The organism is Nocardia sp. NPDC047038, assembly GCF_040644075.1.
Classification (GTDB): Bacteria; Actinomycetota; Actinomycetes; order Mycobacteriales; family Mycobacteriaceae; genus Nocardia; species Nocardia sichangensis.
The window spans coordinates 38,843-56,960 of sequence record NZ_JBEYVQ010000026.1 but is presented as its reverse complement, the minus strand read 5'-3'; the positions used below and the strand labels follow the sequence as shown (position 1 = coordinate 56,960).

Below are 18,118 nucleotides of genomic sequence, written 5' to 3'. Positions count from 1 at the left end.
CCGGGCACGCGAATCCGCGCCACCTCCTGGACCCTGAAGTCGGGTAGTCCGCTACTCACGAATGTGAACGAATTCGTTCATAGAGTGGCAGACCTGGTGCACATCGGCGTGCCGAGACAGGAAGGAGACCCCGTGAACGTCCGGATCGCGGCCGCGATTTTCGTTCTGCTGTTTCTCTCGGTGGCCGTCGGTGTATCCGCGCTCCCCGCGAACCCGAACTATCCCGCGCCGAAGAACGCCGTGTACGTCCACACCTCGGAATCCGCCGCCCCCGATCCCGACGCCGGGCCCTGCGCGCTGATCATCGCTCTCCTCATCGGCGGCGCGGCCACGGTCGGCCTCGTATTCTTCGCTCCCCGGACGCCGAAAGGGTCCCGCATCAGCGGGACCCTTTCGGCCGTTGTCACGGCGCCGAGCTGGCGCCGCTACTCACTCGTCGAGCGCGCCCGGCGCGGTCTTGCTCACCTGCATCAAGAACTCGAGGTTGTTCTTGGACTTCTTCAGACGGTCGATCAGCAGATCGATCGCCTGGTGCGAGTCCAGGCCGGACAGTACGCGGCGCAGCTTGTGCAGTACCCCCGCCTCGTCGGGGCTGAGCAGTAGCTCGTCCTTGCGGGTACCGGACGGGTTGACGTCCACCGCCGGGAACACCCGCCGCTCCGCGATCTTGCGGTCCAGCTTGAGCTCGGCGTTACCGGTGCCCTTGAACTCCTCGAAGATCACCGTGTCACCGGTCGAACCGGTCTCCACCATGGCGGTGGCGATGATCGTCAGCGAGCCGCCGTTCTCGATGTTGCGGGCCGCGCCGAGGAACCGCTTGGGCGGGTACAGCGCGGTGGAATCCACACCACCGGAGAGGATTCGGCCCGAGGCGGGCGAGGAGTTGTTGTACGCGCGCCCGAGCCGGGTGATCGAGTCGAGCAGCACGACGACGTCCTTGCCCATCTCCACCAGGCGCTTGGCGCGCTCGATGGCGAGTTCGGCGACCGAGGTGTGATCCGACGGCGGACGGTCGAAGGTCGAGGCGATGACCTCGCCTTTCACCGAGCGCTGCATGTCGGTGACCTCTTCCGGACGCTCGTCGACCAGCACCACCATCAGGTAGCACTCGGGGTTGTTGGTCGCGATCGCGTTCGCGATGTCCTGCAGGATCGTGGTCTTACCGGCCTTCGGCGGCGACACGATCAGGGCGCGCTGGCCCTTGCCGATCGGCATGATCAGGTCGATCACACGGGTGGTCAGCTTGTTCTGCTGGGTCTCCAGCCGCAGGCGCTGGTTCGGGTACAGCGGGGTGAGCTTGCCGAATTCGGGACGGCGCTTGGCCGCCTCGACGTCGCCGCCGTTGACCGTGTCCAGCCGCACCAGCGGATCGAACTTCTGGCGCTGGTTGGACTGTTCGCCGTCGCGGGGGGCGCGCACCGCGCCGGTGATCGCGTCACCGCGGCGCAGGCCGTTCTTGCGGACCAGGTTCATCGACACGTAGACGTCGTTCGGCCCGGCCAGGTAACCCGAGGTGCGGACGAAGGCGTAGTTGTCCAGCACATCGAGGATGCCCGCGACCGGCTGGAGGACGTCGTCCTCGCGGATCTCGAGCTCGCGGGTCTCGCCGCCACCGCCGCCGCCGTCGCGGTCGCGCCCACGACGACGCTCCCGGAAGCGGCGTCCGCGCCGTCCGCGACCGCCCTCTTCGTCGTCGCCGCCGCGGCCACCCGCGCTGCCGTTCTGGCTCTGCTGGCCACGCTCACCCTGGCCGCGCTCGCTCTGCCGCTCACCCTGGCCACGCTCACCCTGGCCACGCTCACCCTGGCCACGCTCACCCTGGCCGCGCTCACCCTGGCCGCGGTCGCGGCGGCGCTCGCCACCTTGCTCGGCGTCCTGCTTCGGTTCCTCGGTACGCGTCTCGGCCTGCGCGGTATCGGTCGCGGATCGCGCCTGGTCACGGCCGCGCCGCTGCCGACCGCGGCCACGCTGGCCGCTGTCTCGGCCGGACTCCTCGGTGGTCTCGGTCGCCGTGGACGACGCCGCCTCGGCGGCGGGCGCGGAATCGGCGGGGGCCGTCTTCGCCGGGGCGGGAGCCTCGCTGGGCGCGGCCGAAGCCGCGGGCGTCACGTCGAGGGTCGCCTGCTCGGCCTTGGCCGGCGCCTGCTCAGCGGGAGCGGCGGTCTTCGCGGGGGCGTCGGCCTTCGCGGTTGCCGCGGACTTGGCCTCGCTCTTGGCGGGCTTCTCCGCCTTCGCCGCCTTGCCCGCGGCCTGATTTTCCTTGATGGCGGCGATCAGATCGCCCTTGCGCATCCCGGAGGTGCCTCGGATACCGAGCTCCCCCGCGAGCGCACGCAACTGCGGCAACAACATTCCAGTCAGCCCCGATCGTGCGACGTCGGTGTGTTCGCTCATCTTCGAAATCTGTCCGGATTCACTATCGCGCTCGCCCGTCGGGTTCGATTCCACGCCGGGTGTCGCGAGCAGGTCCGTATCTGTCACGGAAATCCTTTCCTTCCCTCGATCGCCGTGTGCTGTTTCGAGGGTTCGTCCCGCAGCCCGGGCATTCTGCCGGACTGGGATGCGTCCGTCCGGGCGCTGTGTGCCGTATCACCTGCCCCGCCGGACCGGCGGCTTCTCCACCATTGGTGAAAGGTGGGGAGAGATCATTCCAGTTGCGCAGCTACGCAGCACCCCCATGGCCTGGAGGCTCGAGCCTGGAGCCTGCTGGAGCGATTGCCCTGATGAAGCACCGGCGTCTGATGCGCACGATGTACGGACCTGCCCAGAATAGCTGTCCATTGCGAATCTCGGCAAGACAGACTCGCCGTCAGTCGATCAGGACGCCTTCGGCGATTCCCGGCTCCACTACGCGCAGGCCGTCGGCTGCCGCCAGTTCGCGGAGTTCCGCGGGAAATTCGCTGGTCCCCAGGGCAAGGATGGTCGGTCCCGCCCCGGAGACGGTGGCCGCGATGCCCGCCGTGCGCAGGCGCGTGATCCAGGCGGTGGTCAACGGTAGCGCGGGCGCACGCTGGGCCTGGTGCAGGCGGTCCGCGGTGGCGGGCAGCAGCAGGTCGGGACGCTGGGTGAGCGCCACCACGGCCAGCGCGGCGCGGCTGACGTTGAACGCCGCGTCGCCGTGCGGCACGACGTCGGGCAGCAGGCCGCGGGTGTGCGCGGTGGACGAGCGCTCCTCCGGGATCAGCACGACCGGGCGCAGTGCCGAATGCGCCTCCAGCCGCACCGCGCGGTAGACGCGACCGTGGTATTCCGTGCCCGGGGCCTCGTCGGCGGGGCGATCGCTCTCGGTCCACGAGACCACGATCCCGCCGAGCACGCTGGCCGCCGCGTTGTCCGGATGCCCCTCGAATTCCGCTGCCAGCTGCACCAATCGGTCGGCAGGCGTGGCCGGCGCCGAGTCCAGCTTCGCGGCGAGGGCGCACCCGGCGGCAAGTCCGCCGACCACCGCCGAGGCCGAGGACCCGAGGCCGCGCGAATGCGGAATCACGTTGCGGCACACCACATCGAGGCCGTCGGCCCACACCCCGGCCGACTCCAGGCCGCGCTCGATCGCGCGGACCACGAGATGCGAAGGGCCCCAAGGCACATCGTCGGCGCCCTCACCCTCGACCCGGATGGTGAGCCCGGAATCGGTAGTGCGCACCTGGATTTCGTCGTAGATCCCCAATGCCATACCGAGCGAGTCGAACCCGGGACCGAGGTTCGCGGTGGACGCGGGCACCCGGGCGGTCACGGTCAGACCGGCGGGCAGCGTCGCGCTCATGACCTGGCTGTCGCGCGAATTCAACTCAGGCCAGCTCTAATTCGGCGGCGACCGCGACCGGATCGACCGAGATCGGCTGCACCTTGGGCATGCCCGACAGCGCGGTGTCGGGGTCCTTGAGACCGTTGCCGGTCACGGTGCAGACCACGGTGAGCCCGGCATCCAGCCAGCCCTCCTTGCGTGCGGCGAGCACACCGGCCACGCTGGCCGCCGACGCGGGCTCGACGAACACGCCCTCGGTCGCCGCGACCAGGCGGTACGCGTCGAGGATCTCCTCGTCGGTGGCGGCGCGGAAAGCGCCGCCGGACTGCTCCTTGGCCTCGACCGCGCCGTTCCAGGAGGCGGGCGCGCCGATCCGGATCGCGGTGGCGATGGTCTCGGGATCCTTCACCGGGGCGCCGTTGACCAGCGGGGCCGCGCCCGCGGCCTGCACGCCGAGCATGCGCGGCAGCCCGCCGGTGACGCCGTCGGCGTAGTACTCCCGGTAGCCACGCCAGTAGGCGGTGATGTTGCCCGCGTTGCCGACGGGAAGGGCGTGCACGTCGGGGGCCTTGCCGAGCACGTCGCAGATCTCGAAGGACGCTGTCTTCTGGCCCTCGATGCGGGCCGGGTTCACCGAGTTCACCAGTCCGATGCTGGGGAAATCAGCGGTGACCTTGCGGGCGAGTTCGAGGCAGTCGTCGAAGTTGCCCTGCACCTGGATGATCTTCGCGCCGAGCATCACGGCCTGGGCCAGCTTGCCCATCGCGATCTTGCCCTGCGGAATCAGCACGGCGCAGCTCATGCCCGCGCGGGTGGCGTACGCCGCGGCGGATGCCGAAGTGTTGCCGGTGGACGCGCACAGCACCGCCTTCTGGCCGCGGTACTTGGCGTCGGTCATCGCCATCGTCATGCCGCGGTCTTTGAACGAGCCGGTCGGGTTCAGGCCCTCGACCTTCAGGTAGACCTCGCAACCGGTGATCTCGGACAGGTGCGGCGCGGGCACCAGCGGCGTTCCGCCCTCGTACAGCGTGACCGGCTCCCAGTCGGCCGCGCCGGCGAGCCGGTCGCGGTAGGCCGCGATCAGGCCCGGCCAGCGGGAGTGCACCCCTGCCTGTGGCGCGACGCCGGTCGTGTGCCCGCCCGTCTCCCGGCCGCCGCCCCTCATGGAGTCGTTGCGCGACGCTGTGGTCATTCTTCGGTGCCTTCCAATCTCAGAACGCTGGTCACGGATGTGACGGATGCCATTCCCGCCAGTGCGGCCACGGTGTCCGCGAGCGCCGACTCCACGGCGTGGTGGGTCACCACGACCAGGCGCGCACCCGAGCCGTGCCCTTCTTGACGGACGGTCGAAATGCTCACCCCGTGTTTGGCGAATTCGCCCGCCACCGCGGCCAGGACTCCAGGACGGTCCTCGACTTGCAGGTTCACGTGATAGCGGGTGGGCGTATCGCCGATCGGCGCGATCGGTAGCTCAGCATAAACCGATTCGCCGGGAGCGCGACCCCCATAGAACTTGTTCCGTGCCGCCATCACCAGATCGCCGAGTACGGCCGACGCGGTCGGAGCGCCGCCCGCGCCCTGCCCGTAGAACATCAGCCGCCCGGCGTTCTCCGCCTCGACGACCACCGCGTTGAACGCACCGGTCACCGCGGCCAGCGGGTGCTTGCGGGGGATGAGCGCCGGGTAGACGCGCACCGAGACACGCTCTTTGCCGCCGTCCTCCGGTCCGGGCTCGCCGGGACCCGCGTCCACCCGCTCGCAGATGGCCAGCAGTTTGACCGTGCAGTCGAGCGCGGAGGCGGTTTCCAGATCCTCGGCGGTGATCCGCGAGATGCCCTCGCGGTAGACATCGGCGGCGGTGACCCGGGTGTGGAACGCCAGCGAGGCGAGGATCGCGGCCTTGGCCGCGGCGTCGTAGCCCTCCACGTCGGCGGTCGGGTCGGCTTCGGCGTAGCCCAGCCGGGTGGCCTCGGCCAGCGTCTGCGAGTAGTCGGCGCCGGTCTCGTCCATCGCGGAGAGGATGAAGTTGGTGGTGCCGTTGACGATGCCGACGACCCGGTTCACCCGGTCGCCCGCCAGCGACTGGATCAGCGGGCGCACCACGGGGATGGCGCCCGCGACGGCGGCCTCGAAGTACAGGTCGGCGCGACTGGCTTCGGCCGCGGCGGCGAGCTCGCCGGTGTAGTCGGCCAGCAGCGCCTTGTTCGCGGTCACCACGGATTTGCCCGCATTCAGCGCGGCCAGGATCAGCCGGCGCGGCGGATCGATGCCGCCGATCACCTCCACCACCAGGTCGACGTCGTCGCGGGCGACCAGCGCGTCCGCGTCGGTGGTGAGCAGGTCCGCGGGGATGCCGCGGTCGGTGTCGAGGCTGCGCACGGCCACCCCGCGGAGCACCACCGGCGCGCCGACGCGGGAACGCAGGTCCTCGGTGTGCTCGCGCAGGATGCGCACGACCTCGGTGCCAACATTGCCCATGCCGAGGACCGCGACCCCGATCGGGCGATCGGTCCCCCACACGCCGTTCTTCGCGTTGGCCGTCACGCTTCCACCTCCAAGCTGAGCAGGTCCGCCACCGTCTCCCGGCGCAGTATCAGGCGCGGCTGTCCGTCCCGCACCGCGACGACCGCGGGACGGGTCAACTGGTTGTACCGGCTGGACATCGAGTAGCAGTACGCGCCGGTGGCGGCGACGGCGATCAGGTCTCCGGGGCCGACGTCGGCGGGCATCCAGGTGTCCCGGATGACGATATCGCCGCTCTCGCAATGCTTTCCGACGACGCGCGCGACCACCGGCCCGGCCTGCGACGACCGCGAGACCAGACGGCAGTCGTAGTCGGCCTGGTACAGCGCGGGCCGGATGTTGTCACTCATGCCGCCGTCGACACTCACGTACCGGCGGCGCAGACCGCCGTCCAGCGAGACGTCCTTGATGGTGCCGACCTCGTAGAGCGTCACCGTGCCGGGCCCAGCGATGGCGCGGCCGGGCTCGACAGCGATCGTCGGCGTGGGCAGACCCGCGCGTTCGGCTTCGGCTGCGACCAGTTCGCGCAGGCTCGCCGCGAACCGGTCCAGCGGCGGCGGGTCGTCCGACGGAAGATACGAAATGCCAAGTCCGCCACCGAGATCCAGCGTCGCGATCTGCGCGGTGCGCTCGATGCCGAATTTGTCGATGGCCTCGCGGAGCAGGCCGAGCATGCGCCGCGCGGCGATCTCGAAACCGTCGATCTCGAAGATCTGCGAGCCGATGTGGCTGTGCAGGCCGACCAGGCGCAGGTTGTCGGCGTCGAAGACGCGCGCGAGCGCCTCCATCGCGTCGCCGCCCGCGATCGAGAAGCCGAACTTCTGGTCCTCGTGCGCAGTCGAAATGTATTCGTGGGTGTGGGCTTCCACCCCGACGGTGACCCGGACCAGCACGTCCTGCACCACGCCCGCGCGGCTCGCGACGGCCTCCAGGCGCTCGATCTCGATGAGCGAGTCCACCACGACGTGGCCGACCCCCGCGGACACCGCGGCTTCCAGCTCGGCGACGGATTTGTTGTTGCCGTGCAGGGCGATTCGCTCCGCGGGGAAGCCCGCGTGCAACGCGACGGCGAGTTCGCCGCCGGAGCAGACGTCCAGCGAGAGGCCCTCGTCCCGGATCCAGCGGGCGACCTCGCCGCACAGGAACGCCTTCGACGCGTAGTGGACTCGCGCGTTCGCCCCGAACGCGCGGACCATGTCGCGGCAGCGGGAACGGAAGTCGTCCTCGTCCACCACGAACAGCGGGGTGCCGAACCGCTCGGCCAGCTCGTACACCGGCACGCCCGCCAGGTGGACCACGCCCGCGTCGTCGCGGGTCGCGTTGCGCGGCCAGACGTTCGCGGGCAGGTCGATCATCTGCCGCGGATCGCTCGGACGCTCAGGCAGATTCGGCGCATGCGGAATCTCGGCATGCCGGGGACCGGCGGGATGCGCGCTCATGCCTCCACCTCGCTAGCGCTCGGCTCCGGCATGACCGCGCACGCGGCTGTAACGATGGTTCGCAGGCTCACGACGTCCACCTCGCTGCGCTCGCTCACTTTCGCTTCCTTCCTCGCTCTGGTCGACCGGACGGTCACATGCGCTCCGGCGCACTGACGCCGAGCAGGCCCAAGCCGTTGGCCAAGACCTGGCGCGTGGCGTTGACCAGAGCGAGCCTGGCCGCGTTCGTCGGCGAGACGGGTTCGTCGCCGAGCGGCAGGACGCGCAGGTTCTTGTTGGTCTGGAAACGGTGGTACGCGCCGGCCAGTTCCTCCAGGTAGCGGGCTACCCGATGCGGTTCGCGCAAGCTCGCGGCACCGCTCACCACGCGCGGGTATTCGCCGAGGGTGCGGATCAGCTCGCCTTCCTCGTCGGCCGACAGCAGCGCGAGGTCGGCGGCGACGGAGTCGTAATCGAACTCGGCGGCGTTGCGCGCGATGGACGCGGTCCGCGCGTGCGCGTACTGCACGTAGTAGACCGGGTTCTCGTTGCTCTGACTGGCCCACAGGTTCAGATCGATGTCGATGCTCGAGTTCACCGACGAACGCACCAGCGAGTACCGCGCCGCGTCCACGCCGATCGCCTCGACCAGGTCGTCGAGGGTGACCACGGTCCCAGCGCGCTTGCTCATCTTCACCGCGACGCCGTCACGCAGCAGGTTCACCATCTGCCCGATCAGCACCTCGACCGTGGCCGGGTCGTCGCCGAACGCGGCCGCGGCGGCCTTCAGCCTGCCGATGTAACCGTGGTGGTCGGCGCCGAGCATGTAGATGCACAGGTCGAAGCCACGGGCCCGCTTGTCCTGGAAGTAGGCGATGTCGCCCGCGATGTAGGCGGCTTTGCCGTCGCTCTTGATGACCACCCGGTCCTGGTCGTCACCGTATTCCGAGCTGGCGATCCACCAGGCGCCGTCCTTCTCGTACAGGTCGCCGGAGTTCTTCAGCCGCTCCACCGCCTGCTCGACCGCGCCGGAGGCGAACAGCGAGCTCTCGTTGAAGTAGACGTCGAAGTCGGTGCCGAAATCGTGCAACGACTCCCTGATGTGCGCGAACATCAGCTCGACGCCCTCGGCACGGAACAGCTCGAGGCGCTCGGCCTCCGGCTTGCTCAGCACGTCCGGGTTGGCGGCCACGATCTTGTCGGCGATCTCGCCGATGTAGGCGCCCGCGTACCCGTTCTCCGGGGTCGGCGCGCCGGTGGCGGCCGCGGCCAGCGAGGCGGCGAACCGATCGATCTGCGCGCCGTGGTCGTTGAAGTAGTACTCGCGCACCACGTCCGCGCCCTGCGCGGCCAGGATGCGGCCCAGCGCGTCGCCGACCGAGGCCCACCGGGTGCCGCCCAGATGCACGGGACCGGTCGGGTTGGCCGAGACGAACTCGAGGTTGATCCGGGTGCCCTTCAGCGTCTCGGCGGTGCCGTACGCGGCGCCCGCGGCGAGCACCCGCTCGATGATCGCGCCCTGCGCGGAGGCCGCGAGGCGGATGTTCAGGAAGCCGGGCCCGGCGACCTCGGCGGCGGCGACGCCGTCGGCGGCGGCCAGCGCGTCGGCCAGCCAGGTGGCCAGATCACGCGGCTTGGTTCCGGCGCGCTTGGCCACCTGCATCGCGACATTCGTGGCATAGTCGCCGTGTTCGGGGTTGCGGGGACGCTCCACGGTGACCTCGTCGGGCAGGACCGCAGGGTCCAGTCCACGTTCGACAAGCACCTTCGCCGCGGTAGAGCGAAGGAGATCTGCAAGGTCAGCTGGAGTCACGAGTCTCTATCCTATGGTCTTGGCGGGTGTGCACCTCGGGTGGGCACTGCGCAGCCAGCGGATCCATCCACGTCGAAAGAGCACACTGAGCGATGCCTAGCAGTCCCAGCGCCAAATCGGCCAAGGCCGCCAAGGCCGCGGCGAAGTTGTCGGCTCCCCGCAAGCGGGGCGGGCAAGGACAGCTTCCGAAGAAGAATCGCCAGGTTCCCTGGTTGGCCATCGGCGCGGCCGTAGTAATCATCGCATTGATCGGCGCGCTGGCTTACAGCCTGGTCCCCAAGTACCGGGAGAAGGCCGACCTGGAGAAGTACACGCCGAGCGCGCAGAAGAAGGACCCGTCCGACGGGATCGCGGGCGTGGTGAAGAAGGAATACCCCGCCGGGCTGCATATCAACTCCAGCCAGCGCGTGGCCTACGACCAGGCTCCGCCGTTCGGCGGCCCGCACGACCAGTCGTGGGCGACCTGCACCGGCGTGGTCTACAACAAGCCGATCCGGGTGGAGAACGCGGTGCACTCGCTCGAGCACGGCGCGGTGTGGATCACCTACAACCCGGACAAGGTGAACGCCGACGGGATCGCGACGCTGAAGGCGAAGGTCGAGGGCAAGCCGTACACGTTGATGTCGCCCTACCCCGGCCTCGACTCCGCCGTCTCCTTGCAGTCCTGGGGGCACCAGTTGAAGCTGGACAGCCCCGACGACAAGCGCGTCGGCCAGTTCATCACAGCTCTGCGGCTGAACAACTACACCTATCCCGAGGTCGGCGCGGACTGCTCGACGATCGTCTTCGACACCGACAACCCGCCGCCGTTCGATCCCACGCCGCCCGGACCCGACGCGGTGCCGATGGACGGCAAGGGCTTGCAGCAGGACCAAACCGAACTCGGCGGCATGCCCGGTGGTCTGCCCGGCGTGCCCGGCGTGCCGGGTCTTCCCGGACTTCCCGGTGTGCCCGGCGCTCCGGTGCCCGCGCAGCCCGCGCCCGTGCAGCCCGCTCCTGGCGCGGGGCAGTAGTGTCCGGCGATCGGGGCGGCGCGGAATCCGGTGAGCGCGGGTCTGGGCGTCGCGAAGCAGGTGAGGCCGCGTCCGCCGAATCCGGGACGCAGAAAGTCATCGCCTCCGGCAATCGTGAAGACTCCGGCTCCAGCAGTCACGGCGCCACTGGGTTCGGCCCCGAAGCAGAGGCCGAAGCCGACAGTCGCGAGACACCCGCCAGGTCAGGCGAGCGTGGAGCACCTACCGGGCCCGGCGGCCGCGAAGCCGCCGTGCCCGGAGATCGCGAATTCGACGGATCCGAACGCGAAACAGGGGCCGGTGTCGGCGGACAGTTCCGCCGCCAGCGCACCGCGCTGCTGATCCTCGGCATCATCGGCGCGATCCTGATCGGCTTCGCGATCGGCGTGCTGGCCCGGATTCCGCTGAACGGTTCCACGGAGCCGGACCCGGGCCCGGTGGACGTCGGTTTCAGTCAGGACATGTCGGCGCACCACGCCCAAGCCGTCGAAATGGCGGGCGTGCTGCTGGTTCGCTCCACCGACACCGAGGTACGCCGCCTGGCCTACGACATCCTCACCACCCAGCAGAGCCAGATCGGACGCATGCAGGGCTGGTTGCAGCTGTGGGGCGAGCCCGCGCAGAGCGTCGACGGGTTCATGGGCTGGATGACCGAGCCGATGGGCGGCCACGATCATTCCGGTGCCGACATGCCACACCACTCCGGGCCGGTGTCCACCATGCCCGGCATGGCCACCCCCGCCGAACTCGCCGCGCTCCGCCAGGCCACCAGCCCCAAGCTGGACACGATGTTCCTGCAGCTCATGCTGCGCCATCACCAGGGCGGGCTGTCGATGATCGACTACGCCGCCCAGCACGCCGACACCACGGCGGTGCGCACCCTCGCCGAAACCATGGCCACCACCCAACGCGGCGAATCCGACCTGATGACCACCATGCTCACCGCCCGCGGCGCCGCCCCCCTCCCCTGACCCGAAACCCCGCCGCCGTCCGCCCTTTTTGGCGGACGGCCGCCGATACGATAGGCTGACCCAGCCCGATCGGACCGCCATCCCGGCCCCGACCGAGCCCTATCCCGCCCTCGTAGCTCAGGGGATAGAGCGTCTGCCTCCGGAGCAGAAGGCCGCAGGTTCGAATCCTGCCGAGGGCACCGAGCAAAGGCCCCTTGACCAGCTGGTCAGGGGGCCTTTCTCATCGGCGGCCTAGGCCTCGTGGGCGAGGACCCGAGGTGTGACACTGCCGCCGCGATGTTCCGCGATAGAACGCTCGAGGTGTCGCGCGTTGAAGGGGTTGCCGAGAAGGTACGCGGTCTCCTTCAGCGCTCGGTATTCGCTCAGGGCGACCACCACGGCCGGTTCGCGCCCGGCACGGGTGATCACCACTTCTTCCAGATCGTCGGTGGCGCTGTCGAGAACCGAGGCGGGGTTCGCTCGCGCCTCGGTGTAGTTCATCGACTTCATGCTCGTAAGGTACGAGACCCTGTGCAGTTGGCGACCGGAACTTTTGGATCACCGATAGGGCGTTCACCGTCCCGCGACTCGGTGCGATCGACCACACAGCGACACTGTGCGGACAGCGGCCGCATCAGTGGGTGGCCTCGCGATGCCGGGGCTCCTACCATCGAGCCGTGCTGAGATCGTTGGCCGCCATCGTCGTCGGCGCGGCCCTGGTCCTGACCGCCGCCTGCGCGCATTCGCGTGCCAGTGGACCCGATGATCCGCACCGCGTCCTGGACTACGCGGGCGCGCAACGCCACTACCTCATCCACCGTCCGGCGGGTTCACCGCAAGGCAGGCTCGCGGCGGTTCTGGTCTTCCACGGTGGTGGCGGTAGCGCCGGGTACATGGCGAACAAGAGCGGTTTCGATCGGCTGGCCGGCGCCAATGGATTCATCGCGGTCTACCCCGAGGGGATCGGCAGGTCATGGAACGACGGCCGGGGTGCCGACACACGCGCGGGCGCAGCGGGTGTCGATGATGTCGGGTTCGTCTCGGCGTTGATCGACCACCTGGTCGCCGCCGACGAGGTCGATCCGGCTCGGGTGTATGCCACCGGGATGTCCAACGGGGGCATGTTCACCCAGCATCTGGGGTGTCACCTGAGCGCCAAGCTGGCCGCGATCGCGCCGGTGGCTGGTCCACTTCCCGCCGCGGACGAGTCGGACTGCGCACTCGCGCATCCACTTCCGGTGCTGGAGATCCATGGCACCGCCGATCCGATCGTCCCGTACGAAGGCGGTGTCGTGCGCGTGACGTCGGGCAATCACGGCGGCGCGGGCACCGGCCCGGTCCTGTCGGTGGCGGCCACGCAACAGCTGTGGCGCGGGAAGAACGGCTGTCCACCGCCGAACGCCAGTGAGTTGCCCGCACGCGGCGACGACGGGACCTCAGTAGAGATCGAGACGGCACTGTGCCCGGACGATGTCGGCGTCGTCCTCTACGCGGTCACCAACGGTGGCCACACCTGGCCGGGCGGCGAGCAGTATCTCCCCAAGGCGTTGGTCGGCGCGGTGAGCCGCCAATTCGATGCTTCGGAGATCATCTGGCAGTTCTTCGCCGCCCACTGACAATAGGTCGCGGGACACACCTGATTCGAATCGGCAGGACGCTGGTACGGGCGCGGATGCCGAGAACTCCCGGTGGTCGACACCCGATCGCCCGTCTTTCCAGCACCGGGATTGCAGGCACTTCGAATGCTAACCGCATCAATGATTACGAGCCCCGGATTCAACCCGAGGCTCGTGTTCGGTTGCGGCGACTCCTATGGTCCGACGAACTCGCCGTCGGCCACACCTGCGGTGAAGGTGTCCCACTCGCCGGGGGCGAAGACCAGCGCCGGGCCCATCGGGTTCTTCGAGTCGCGGACGCCGACCAGGCCTCCGGCCAGATAGGCGACCTCGACGCAGTCTGCTCCACCTTGGCTGCGGCTCGACTTGAACCAGCGCGCTCCGGACAAGTCAACGTTCACAATCGAACTCCCTTGCTATCTGTCGCATCAGGTCGCGGCTCGGGCGGGCGTCTGGACTAGCCCGCCGAAGCAGCGCAAATGCCTCCCGAAATTTCAGCACATCCGCTCGTCCTTCAAGGTACGCGCTGCCGGTGTAGTTCTCGCAGTAGACGATGGGCGGCTCCGTCAGCTTGCCGCGAACATCCTGAGCGAAGTCCAAGATGGTGAAAGGCGGCAGGGCTGCTCCGAGCGGAAGTCCGGTATGGAACGGCAGAATTCGGATTTCGACATTGGCGAGCGCGCACATATCCGCGATATGTCGTGACTGTGCGGCCATCACGCGCCGATTGCCGACTACAGTGCGCAGCACAGCTTCGTGCAGTACGAAAGATGCTCTGGTGGGCTGACGCGAGCGTGTGAGGAGGCGCTGCCTCTGAGCACGAACCTGGATACGACGCTCCAGTTCTTCTTCACTGTTGTTTGTGAAATAGAGCCGGTCGATAGCCCGTGTGTAGTCCGGAGTTTGCAGCAGGCCAGGTATCAGTAAGGGCTGGTATGTCGCCAATGCTTCTGCGCCCGCTTCCAACCCGACGTACAGGTTGAACCACGCCGGGATCAGATCTCCGTAGGTGTGCCACCACGACTTCGCGGGTGTCTGCTCCGCGAGCCCCGTGGCGACGGCGGTCCTCTCCTCGTTGAGCCCATAGATCTCGCAGAGCCCTGACACGTCCCGAGTCCTGACCCTGTCCGTCGAGCCGCGCTCCAGGCGGCTCAACGTCGACTTGTGCCACTCCATCAAGGAGGCAGCCCGTTCCAGCGTGAATCCAGCTCCTTCCCGTGCCTCCCTCAGATATCGGCCGAGTTGCCTACGCGGCAGTGTGCTGCCCGTTTCCTCCGCCTGACCGTCTGTCATGCACGCTCCCCTGTCGTTGCATTCCGAGGTTGCTGTCAGTTGCAATACGCGCCGATCGTAGGCGGCGTTGCACAACGCGATCTGCCGATTTGCGCGAGTTTGCCGACCTGATTTCGTTGCCGGGCTTGGATATCGGCTTCTCGCACATCCTCTGCCCCATGGCATCGCACCCCCGACTCAGCAAGGCTCAGTCCGCCGTGCTGGCGGCACTCGCGCCGGGCGGAATCCTGTCCGTGGACTCGCTGGTGAGAACGGCGAATGCGTCCGGAAGGCAAACTCGCCGCGCACTACTACGCCTAGAGGCGGCCGGCCTGGTCGTTCACACCGGAATGGTCGGCCGCAGTGGATACCAGATCACTGTCAGCGGTCGTCGGGTGCTCGCGAGCGATACCGGCGACTCCTCGCGCGGGGGGATGACCATTGCACAGCACGACATTTGGTGACCACACCGTCCTCTGGCGGATCGTGCGCGGGTCGCGGATCGCGATCGAGTCGCTCATCGACCATGCCGCTGGGGCCCCGGCCTACCGGATGAGAATGGACGGCTCGATAATCGACATCCCCAACGGCGACCCCGGCATGATCTACTTCGGCGAAGGAGAGGACCGCCCCGACCTGGCCCAGGTACGCGAGTGGTTCCCGAAACTCTTCGACCTCTGGAACACGGTGAGAACCCAGTACTGGCAGGCCATAACCCCGAGATGATGATGACGAGTGGCACACCATCGAGAGGTCTACTCGACATTTGCCGCAGCCGTGTGCCACTCGTGGCTCGTCTACATAGGAGGGTGAATGGGATTGGATGGGAGTGGGGGGCGGCGAGGCCGGGTTGTGGTGGGCGGGCTCGTGGCCGTTGCCGTGGTGCTGGGGGGTGTGTTGTGGGCTGTGGCCGGTAGAGAGCGGCCGCCCTTCGACGTGGATGCGGTTCCGGGGAGTCAAGTTGTCTGGGTGAGTGCGGCGGCGGGGGCCGACCGGGGGACGTTGGAGCTGTGGCAGCGGGGGCGGTTCCGGCGGTGGGAGCGAACGCTTGCTGTGCCCGCTTGGGTTGGTGCGGAGGGGATTTCGCGGGAGGCCAGAGAAGGGGCGGCATATACGCCGGAGGGCACCTTTCCGTTGACCGAAGGATTCGGCCGGGCGCCTGCCGTGGGCGCGAAACTTCCCTACCTTTCGGTCGATCCGTCCAATACCTGGTGGTGGGTGTCCGACACCGAAAGCCCGCTGTACAACCAGAAGTATCGGTGCGCCGAGGGTGAATGCCCGTTCGATACCGCCCTCAGCGAGAATCTCGGGCGAACCGAACCGCAGTACGACTATGCGCTGGTCATCGACTACAACCGCTTTCCGGTCGTGCCGGGGCGGGGCTCCGCGTTCTTCGTCCACGTCGATGTCGGCAGGCCGACAGCAGGGTGTGTCGCGGTCGGCGACGACGTCATGCGGACGTTGCTGGCCACCCTCGAACCGTCGCGGAAACCGGTTATCGACATACACGCGAGGTGAACGCCCGACCAGCAGGCCGTTGTCCGCGGCCGACTCGGCCGCGACGTTCCGGCACTCGGCCGAACAGAATGACATCCGCTCGCGTTCGCGCTGCGCGACCAGCTGGGTGACTACCGCCTGCAGCGCAGCCCACCGACAGTCGTGGCATGACACGTGGACGCGTGCCGCCAATGCCGCCGTCATATAAGAAAAGGCCCCCGTAGTCGGGAGCCCTTCTCGGATGGTTGGGTGCCGTGTGCGGCGCGACGTTTACGGCAGGGGTTCGGTGGGTTTGTCGGTGGATGTGAGGACGCCCGCGTTGGTGAGGTAGGTGAAGGCGGGGGCCGTGAAGCCGGGCTGGAGGAAGTAGAAGTGCGCCTTGGTGACGGCGCCGTTCTCGGCGGCGTCGCAGAGGGCGTGCAGGGCGGTGGGGTCGACGGTGAGGGCGGTGAGTTTGCCCGCCTCGTAATCCATCTCCACCCACTTCGCGTGAATGGCGGCGCTCATGACGCTGCCGGTGAAGTCCTCCCGGTCGGAGGCGGCGCTGAGGCCGAGTTCGAGGCCGTCGTCCAGGTCGGTCGGCGTGTGCTGCCAGCGGCCGAACTCCCACCAGCGCACGAAGCTGACCGGGCCCTGGACGCCGCCGGGCAGCTTCGTGGTCGGTTCCACGGACCGCACCCAGGCGGGCGCCGCGGCCAGCGGATCGTAGGAGGTTCCGGTGACCTCGTTGTCCTCGTCCCTCCCGAATAGCAGCGCGCGGTCACCGGCATATCTGACCAGCGAGAACCAATTGCCCTCACCGTCGTCGTTGATCAGCCGGCCGCCTTCCACTCTGGCCGTCTGCCCGATCTCCTGTCCGCTCGCGGCCCGATCGGTGTGCGTTGCGCAGGTGATCACGTCCAAGACGGTCACGCGCGCCCACAGCACCTCGGGATGCGGCAACTGAAATCCCATGCCGGGCAACGTATCACCGGCCCTTTACGGCGACAACCGGGCCGGCAATCGACGGGACAACCCATTCGGGCCGCGGTGCGCTGGACAGCAAACCTGGTTGGCAGCGATCACGCAGATGTGGGCAGGGCAGGCAAATTCACGGCAATGAGTCCGGCTCGGGTCGCGCGACATTCCCGCGTGACGATCGAGCCGATTCCGGTCCGGATTGTCCGGTATCCCGCGGACGCAGCGCATAGGCGGGAACCAACTGGTCGCGCACCTGCAGATCCGGACGTCCGTCGGCGAACTGGATGCTGTAGTTCACCCGGCCCATCCAATCGCCGTCGACGGTGGGCAACCAGTGCGTCAGGGTTCCGGGTCGCTCGCCGCGCATGATGACCCCGGCGCCGTTCACATGGCGCGGCGTCCCTGGATCGCGGACCAGGATCGCGTCCAGCCGCACCCAGACCGGGCGCGGCGGGTAGGTCAGCGTCCGGTAGTAGTGGCCGGTCCGGTTCGGGTAGACCAACTCGGGTTCCGTTCCTTCGGTTCGCGGCGTTTCATCGCTTATCGAACCCATGTTCGAATGTTAGCCGGACATATGCGGCAAGCACCAGGCAACCCGGCCCGAATCGGGCGGCATGACGACGGCCACAGTGCCATCAGCGCTCGGCTTCTAGTATGTTCGTTCTAGAACGATCATATTAGAAGGAGGGCGACATGTCCGCGAAGTTCGAGGTGGTCAAGGGTTTCTACGCCGCGACGCAGACCGGTGACGGACCGGCGATCCTGGCGCTGCTGCATCCGGAGTTCGAAGCGCGAACCGCACCGGGCATGCCGTGCGGCGCGGGCGGCGCCTTCCACGGGCCGATCGCGGCGATGACGGGTATCTGGGGTCCGGTCGCGCGAGATTTCGACACCGCGCCGTACGACGAGACGTGGCAGGAGACAACCGACGGCACCGTCGTGGTGACCGGGCATTATCGCGGCGCGGCGCGCGCCACCGGCCGCGAGTACGAAGCCGAGTTCGTGCACCTGTGGCAGGTCGACGACGACGGGCGCATCACGCGCCTGCACCAGTACACCGACACCGCACGCTGGTACGCCGCATTGGACGCCTGACGCCGCGAGTGCCGACCTCGCGCAAGAACCCGGATCACGGGCCGATTGCTGTTCCGCCGACACCCGCGCCGACAGCCCGGACGCGACGCCTGCGCGGGATCGCATCGAGAGCCGATCACCTTCCCGCCGACACCCACACACCCCGAACACAACACCAGCGCCAGACCACACCAGAAGCCGACCACCCTCCCGCCGACACCCACACACCCCGAACAC

General features: G+C 68.4%; 18 protein-coding genes and 1 tRNA gene. 8 read left to right on the top strand and 11 right to left on the bottom strand.

Annotated features, from left to right (window positions below):
• Positions 1-429: 429 nt before the first annotated feature.
• From rho to argS, 6 genes are all read right to left on the bottom strand, one after another.
• Positions 430-2,394: a transcription termination factor Rho gene (gene rho / locus ABZ824_RS37640; RefSeq protein ID WP_356969434.1), complete on the bottom strand. Its 1,965-nt coding sequence runs from the start codon at positions 2,392-2,394 to the stop codon at positions 430-432.
• 415 nt (positions 2,395-2,809) lie between these two features.
• Positions 2,810-3,763, bottom strand: coding sequence for a homoserine kinase (gene thrB / locus ABZ824_RS37635; protein ID WP_356969432.1), 954 nt, complete (start codon positions 3,761-3,763; stop codon positions 2,810-2,812).
• 25 nt (positions 3,764-3,788) lie between these two features.
• Positions 3,789-4,910, bottom strand: a complete 1,122-nt coding sequence (gene thrC, locus ABZ824_RS37630; RefSeq protein WP_356969450.1) for a threonine synthase — start codon at positions 4,908-4,910, stop codon at positions 3,789-3,791.
• 23 nt (positions 4,911-4,933) lie between these two features.
• Positions 4,934-6,289: a homoserine dehydrogenase gene (locus ABZ824_RS37625; protein WP_355073690.1), complete on the bottom strand. Its 1,356-nt coding sequence runs from the start codon at positions 6,287-6,289 to the stop codon at positions 4,934-4,936.
• Positions 6,286-7,707 (bottom strand): diaminopimelate decarboxylase, encoded by a 1,422-nt coding sequence (gene lysA / locus ABZ824_RS37620; RefSeq protein ID WP_356969430.1) that lies wholly within the window; start codon positions 7,705-7,707, stop codon positions 6,286-6,288. The genes ABZ824_RS37625 and lysA overlap by 4 nt, the downstream gene beginning before the upstream one ends.
• A gap of 133 nt (positions 7,708-7,840) precedes the next feature.
• Positions 7,841-9,499: an arginine--tRNA ligase gene (gene argS / locus ABZ824_RS37615; protein ID WP_356969428.1), complete on the bottom strand. Its 1,659-nt coding sequence runs from the start codon at positions 9,497-9,499 to the stop codon at positions 7,841-7,843.
• A 92-nt stretch (positions 9,500-9,591) separates the two neighbouring features.
• Between argS and ABZ824_RS37610 the strand changes: the two genes are divergently transcribed.
• From ABZ824_RS37610 to ABZ824_RS37600, 3 genes are all read left to right on the top strand, one after another.
• Positions 9,592-10,512, top strand: a complete 921-nt coding sequence (locus ABZ824_RS37610; protein ID WP_355073684.1) for a DUF3105 domain-containing protein — start codon at positions 9,592-9,594, stop codon at positions 10,510-10,512.
• A gap of 335 nt (positions 10,513-10,847) precedes the next feature.
• Positions 10,848-11,483 (top strand): DUF305 domain-containing protein, encoded by a 636-nt coding sequence (locus ABZ824_RS37605; RefSeq protein ID WP_062976440.1) that lies wholly within the window; start codon positions 10,848-10,850, stop codon positions 11,481-11,483.
• A gap of 106 nt (positions 11,484-11,589) precedes the next feature.
• A tRNA-Arg gene (locus tag ABZ824_RS37600) sits at positions 11,590-11,662 on the top strand.
• A 52-nt stretch (positions 11,663-11,714) separates the two neighbouring features.
• On the opposite strand, the gene ABZ824_RS37595 is transcribed toward ABZ824_RS37600, so the two are convergent.
• Positions 11,715-11,972, bottom strand: a complete 258-nt coding sequence (locus ABZ824_RS37595) for a type II toxin-antitoxin system prevent-host-death family antitoxin (RefSeq protein WP_356969426.1) — start codon at positions 11,970-11,972, stop codon at positions 11,715-11,717.
• A gap of 167 nt (positions 11,973-12,139) precedes the next feature.
• Between ABZ824_RS37595 and ABZ824_RS37590 the strand changes: the two genes are divergently transcribed.
• The gene (locus tag ABZ824_RS37590; RefSeq protein ID WP_356969424.1) at positions 12,140-13,078 is read left to right on the top strand and encodes a PHB depolymerase family esterase; all 939 of its coding nucleotides are present in this window, start codon (positions 12,140-12,142) and stop codon (positions 13,076-13,078) included.
• A 194-nt stretch (positions 13,079-13,272) separates the two neighbouring features.
• Here the strand turns inward: ABZ824_RS37590 and ABZ824_RS37585 are convergent, their stop codons facing one another.
• Both ABZ824_RS37585 and ABZ824_RS37580 read right to left on the bottom strand, forming a co-directional pair.
• Positions 13,273-13,479 carry a DUF397 domain-containing protein gene (locus tag ABZ824_RS37585; RefSeq protein WP_356969422.1) on the bottom strand — a complete coding sequence of 69 codons (207 nt, stop codon included), beginning with the start codon at positions 13,477-13,479 and terminating at the stop codon, positions 13,273-13,275.
• Positions 13,469-14,371 carry a helix-turn-helix transcriptional regulator gene (locus ABZ824_RS37580; protein WP_356969420.1) on the bottom strand — a complete coding sequence of 301 codons (903 nt, stop codon included), beginning with the start codon at positions 14,369-14,371 and terminating at the stop codon, positions 13,469-13,471. Before ABZ824_RS37580 ends, ABZ824_RS37585 begins: the two co-directional genes overlap by 11 nt.
• A gap of 158 nt (positions 14,372-14,529) precedes the next feature.
• Here ABZ824_RS37580 and ABZ824_RS37575 point away from each other — a divergent pair, with 158 nt between their 5' ends.
• The 3 genes from ABZ824_RS37575 (at position 14,530) to ABZ824_RS37565 (ending at position 15,868) form a co-directional block, all read left to right on the top strand.
• Positions 14,530-14,814 carry a hypothetical protein gene (locus ABZ824_RS37575; protein ID WP_356969448.1) on the top strand — a complete coding sequence of 95 codons (285 nt, stop codon included), beginning with the start codon at positions 14,530-14,532 and terminating at the stop codon, positions 14,812-14,814.
• Positions 14,792-15,076: a hypothetical protein gene (locus tag ABZ824_RS37570; protein WP_062976411.1), complete on the top strand. Its 285-nt coding sequence runs from the start codon at positions 14,792-14,794 to the stop codon at positions 15,074-15,076. The genes ABZ824_RS37575 and ABZ824_RS37570 overlap by 23 nt, the downstream gene beginning before the upstream one ends.
• Before the next feature lie 243 nt (positions 15,077-15,319).
• Entirely contained in the window at positions 15,320-15,868 is a 549-nt protein-coding gene (locus ABZ824_RS37565; protein WP_356969418.1) for a L,D-transpeptidase family protein, read from the top strand.
• Between the two features lie 249 nt (positions 15,869-16,117).
• Here ABZ824_RS37565 and ABZ824_RS37560 read toward each other — a convergent pair whose 3' ends face one another.
• The gene (locus ABZ824_RS37560; RefSeq protein ID WP_356969416.1) at positions 16,118-16,801 is read right to left on the bottom strand and encodes a hypothetical protein; all 684 of its coding nucleotides are present in this window, start codon (positions 16,799-16,801) and stop codon (positions 16,118-16,120) included.
• A gap of 136 nt (positions 16,802-16,937) precedes the next feature.
• The gene (locus tag ABZ824_RS37555; RefSeq protein WP_356969414.1) at positions 16,938-17,360 is read right to left on the bottom strand and encodes a hypothetical protein; all 423 of its coding nucleotides are present in this window, start codon (positions 17,358-17,360) and stop codon (positions 16,938-16,940) included.
• 140 nt (positions 17,361-17,500) lie between these two features.
• Here ABZ824_RS37555 and ABZ824_RS37550 point away from each other — a divergent pair, with 140 nt between their 5' ends.
• Positions 17,501-17,902, top strand: coding sequence for a nuclear transport factor 2 family protein (locus ABZ824_RS37550; RefSeq protein ID WP_356969412.1), 402 nt, complete (start codon positions 17,501-17,503; stop codon positions 17,900-17,902).
• The last annotated feature ends 216 nt before the right edge of the window (positions 17,903-18,118 follow it).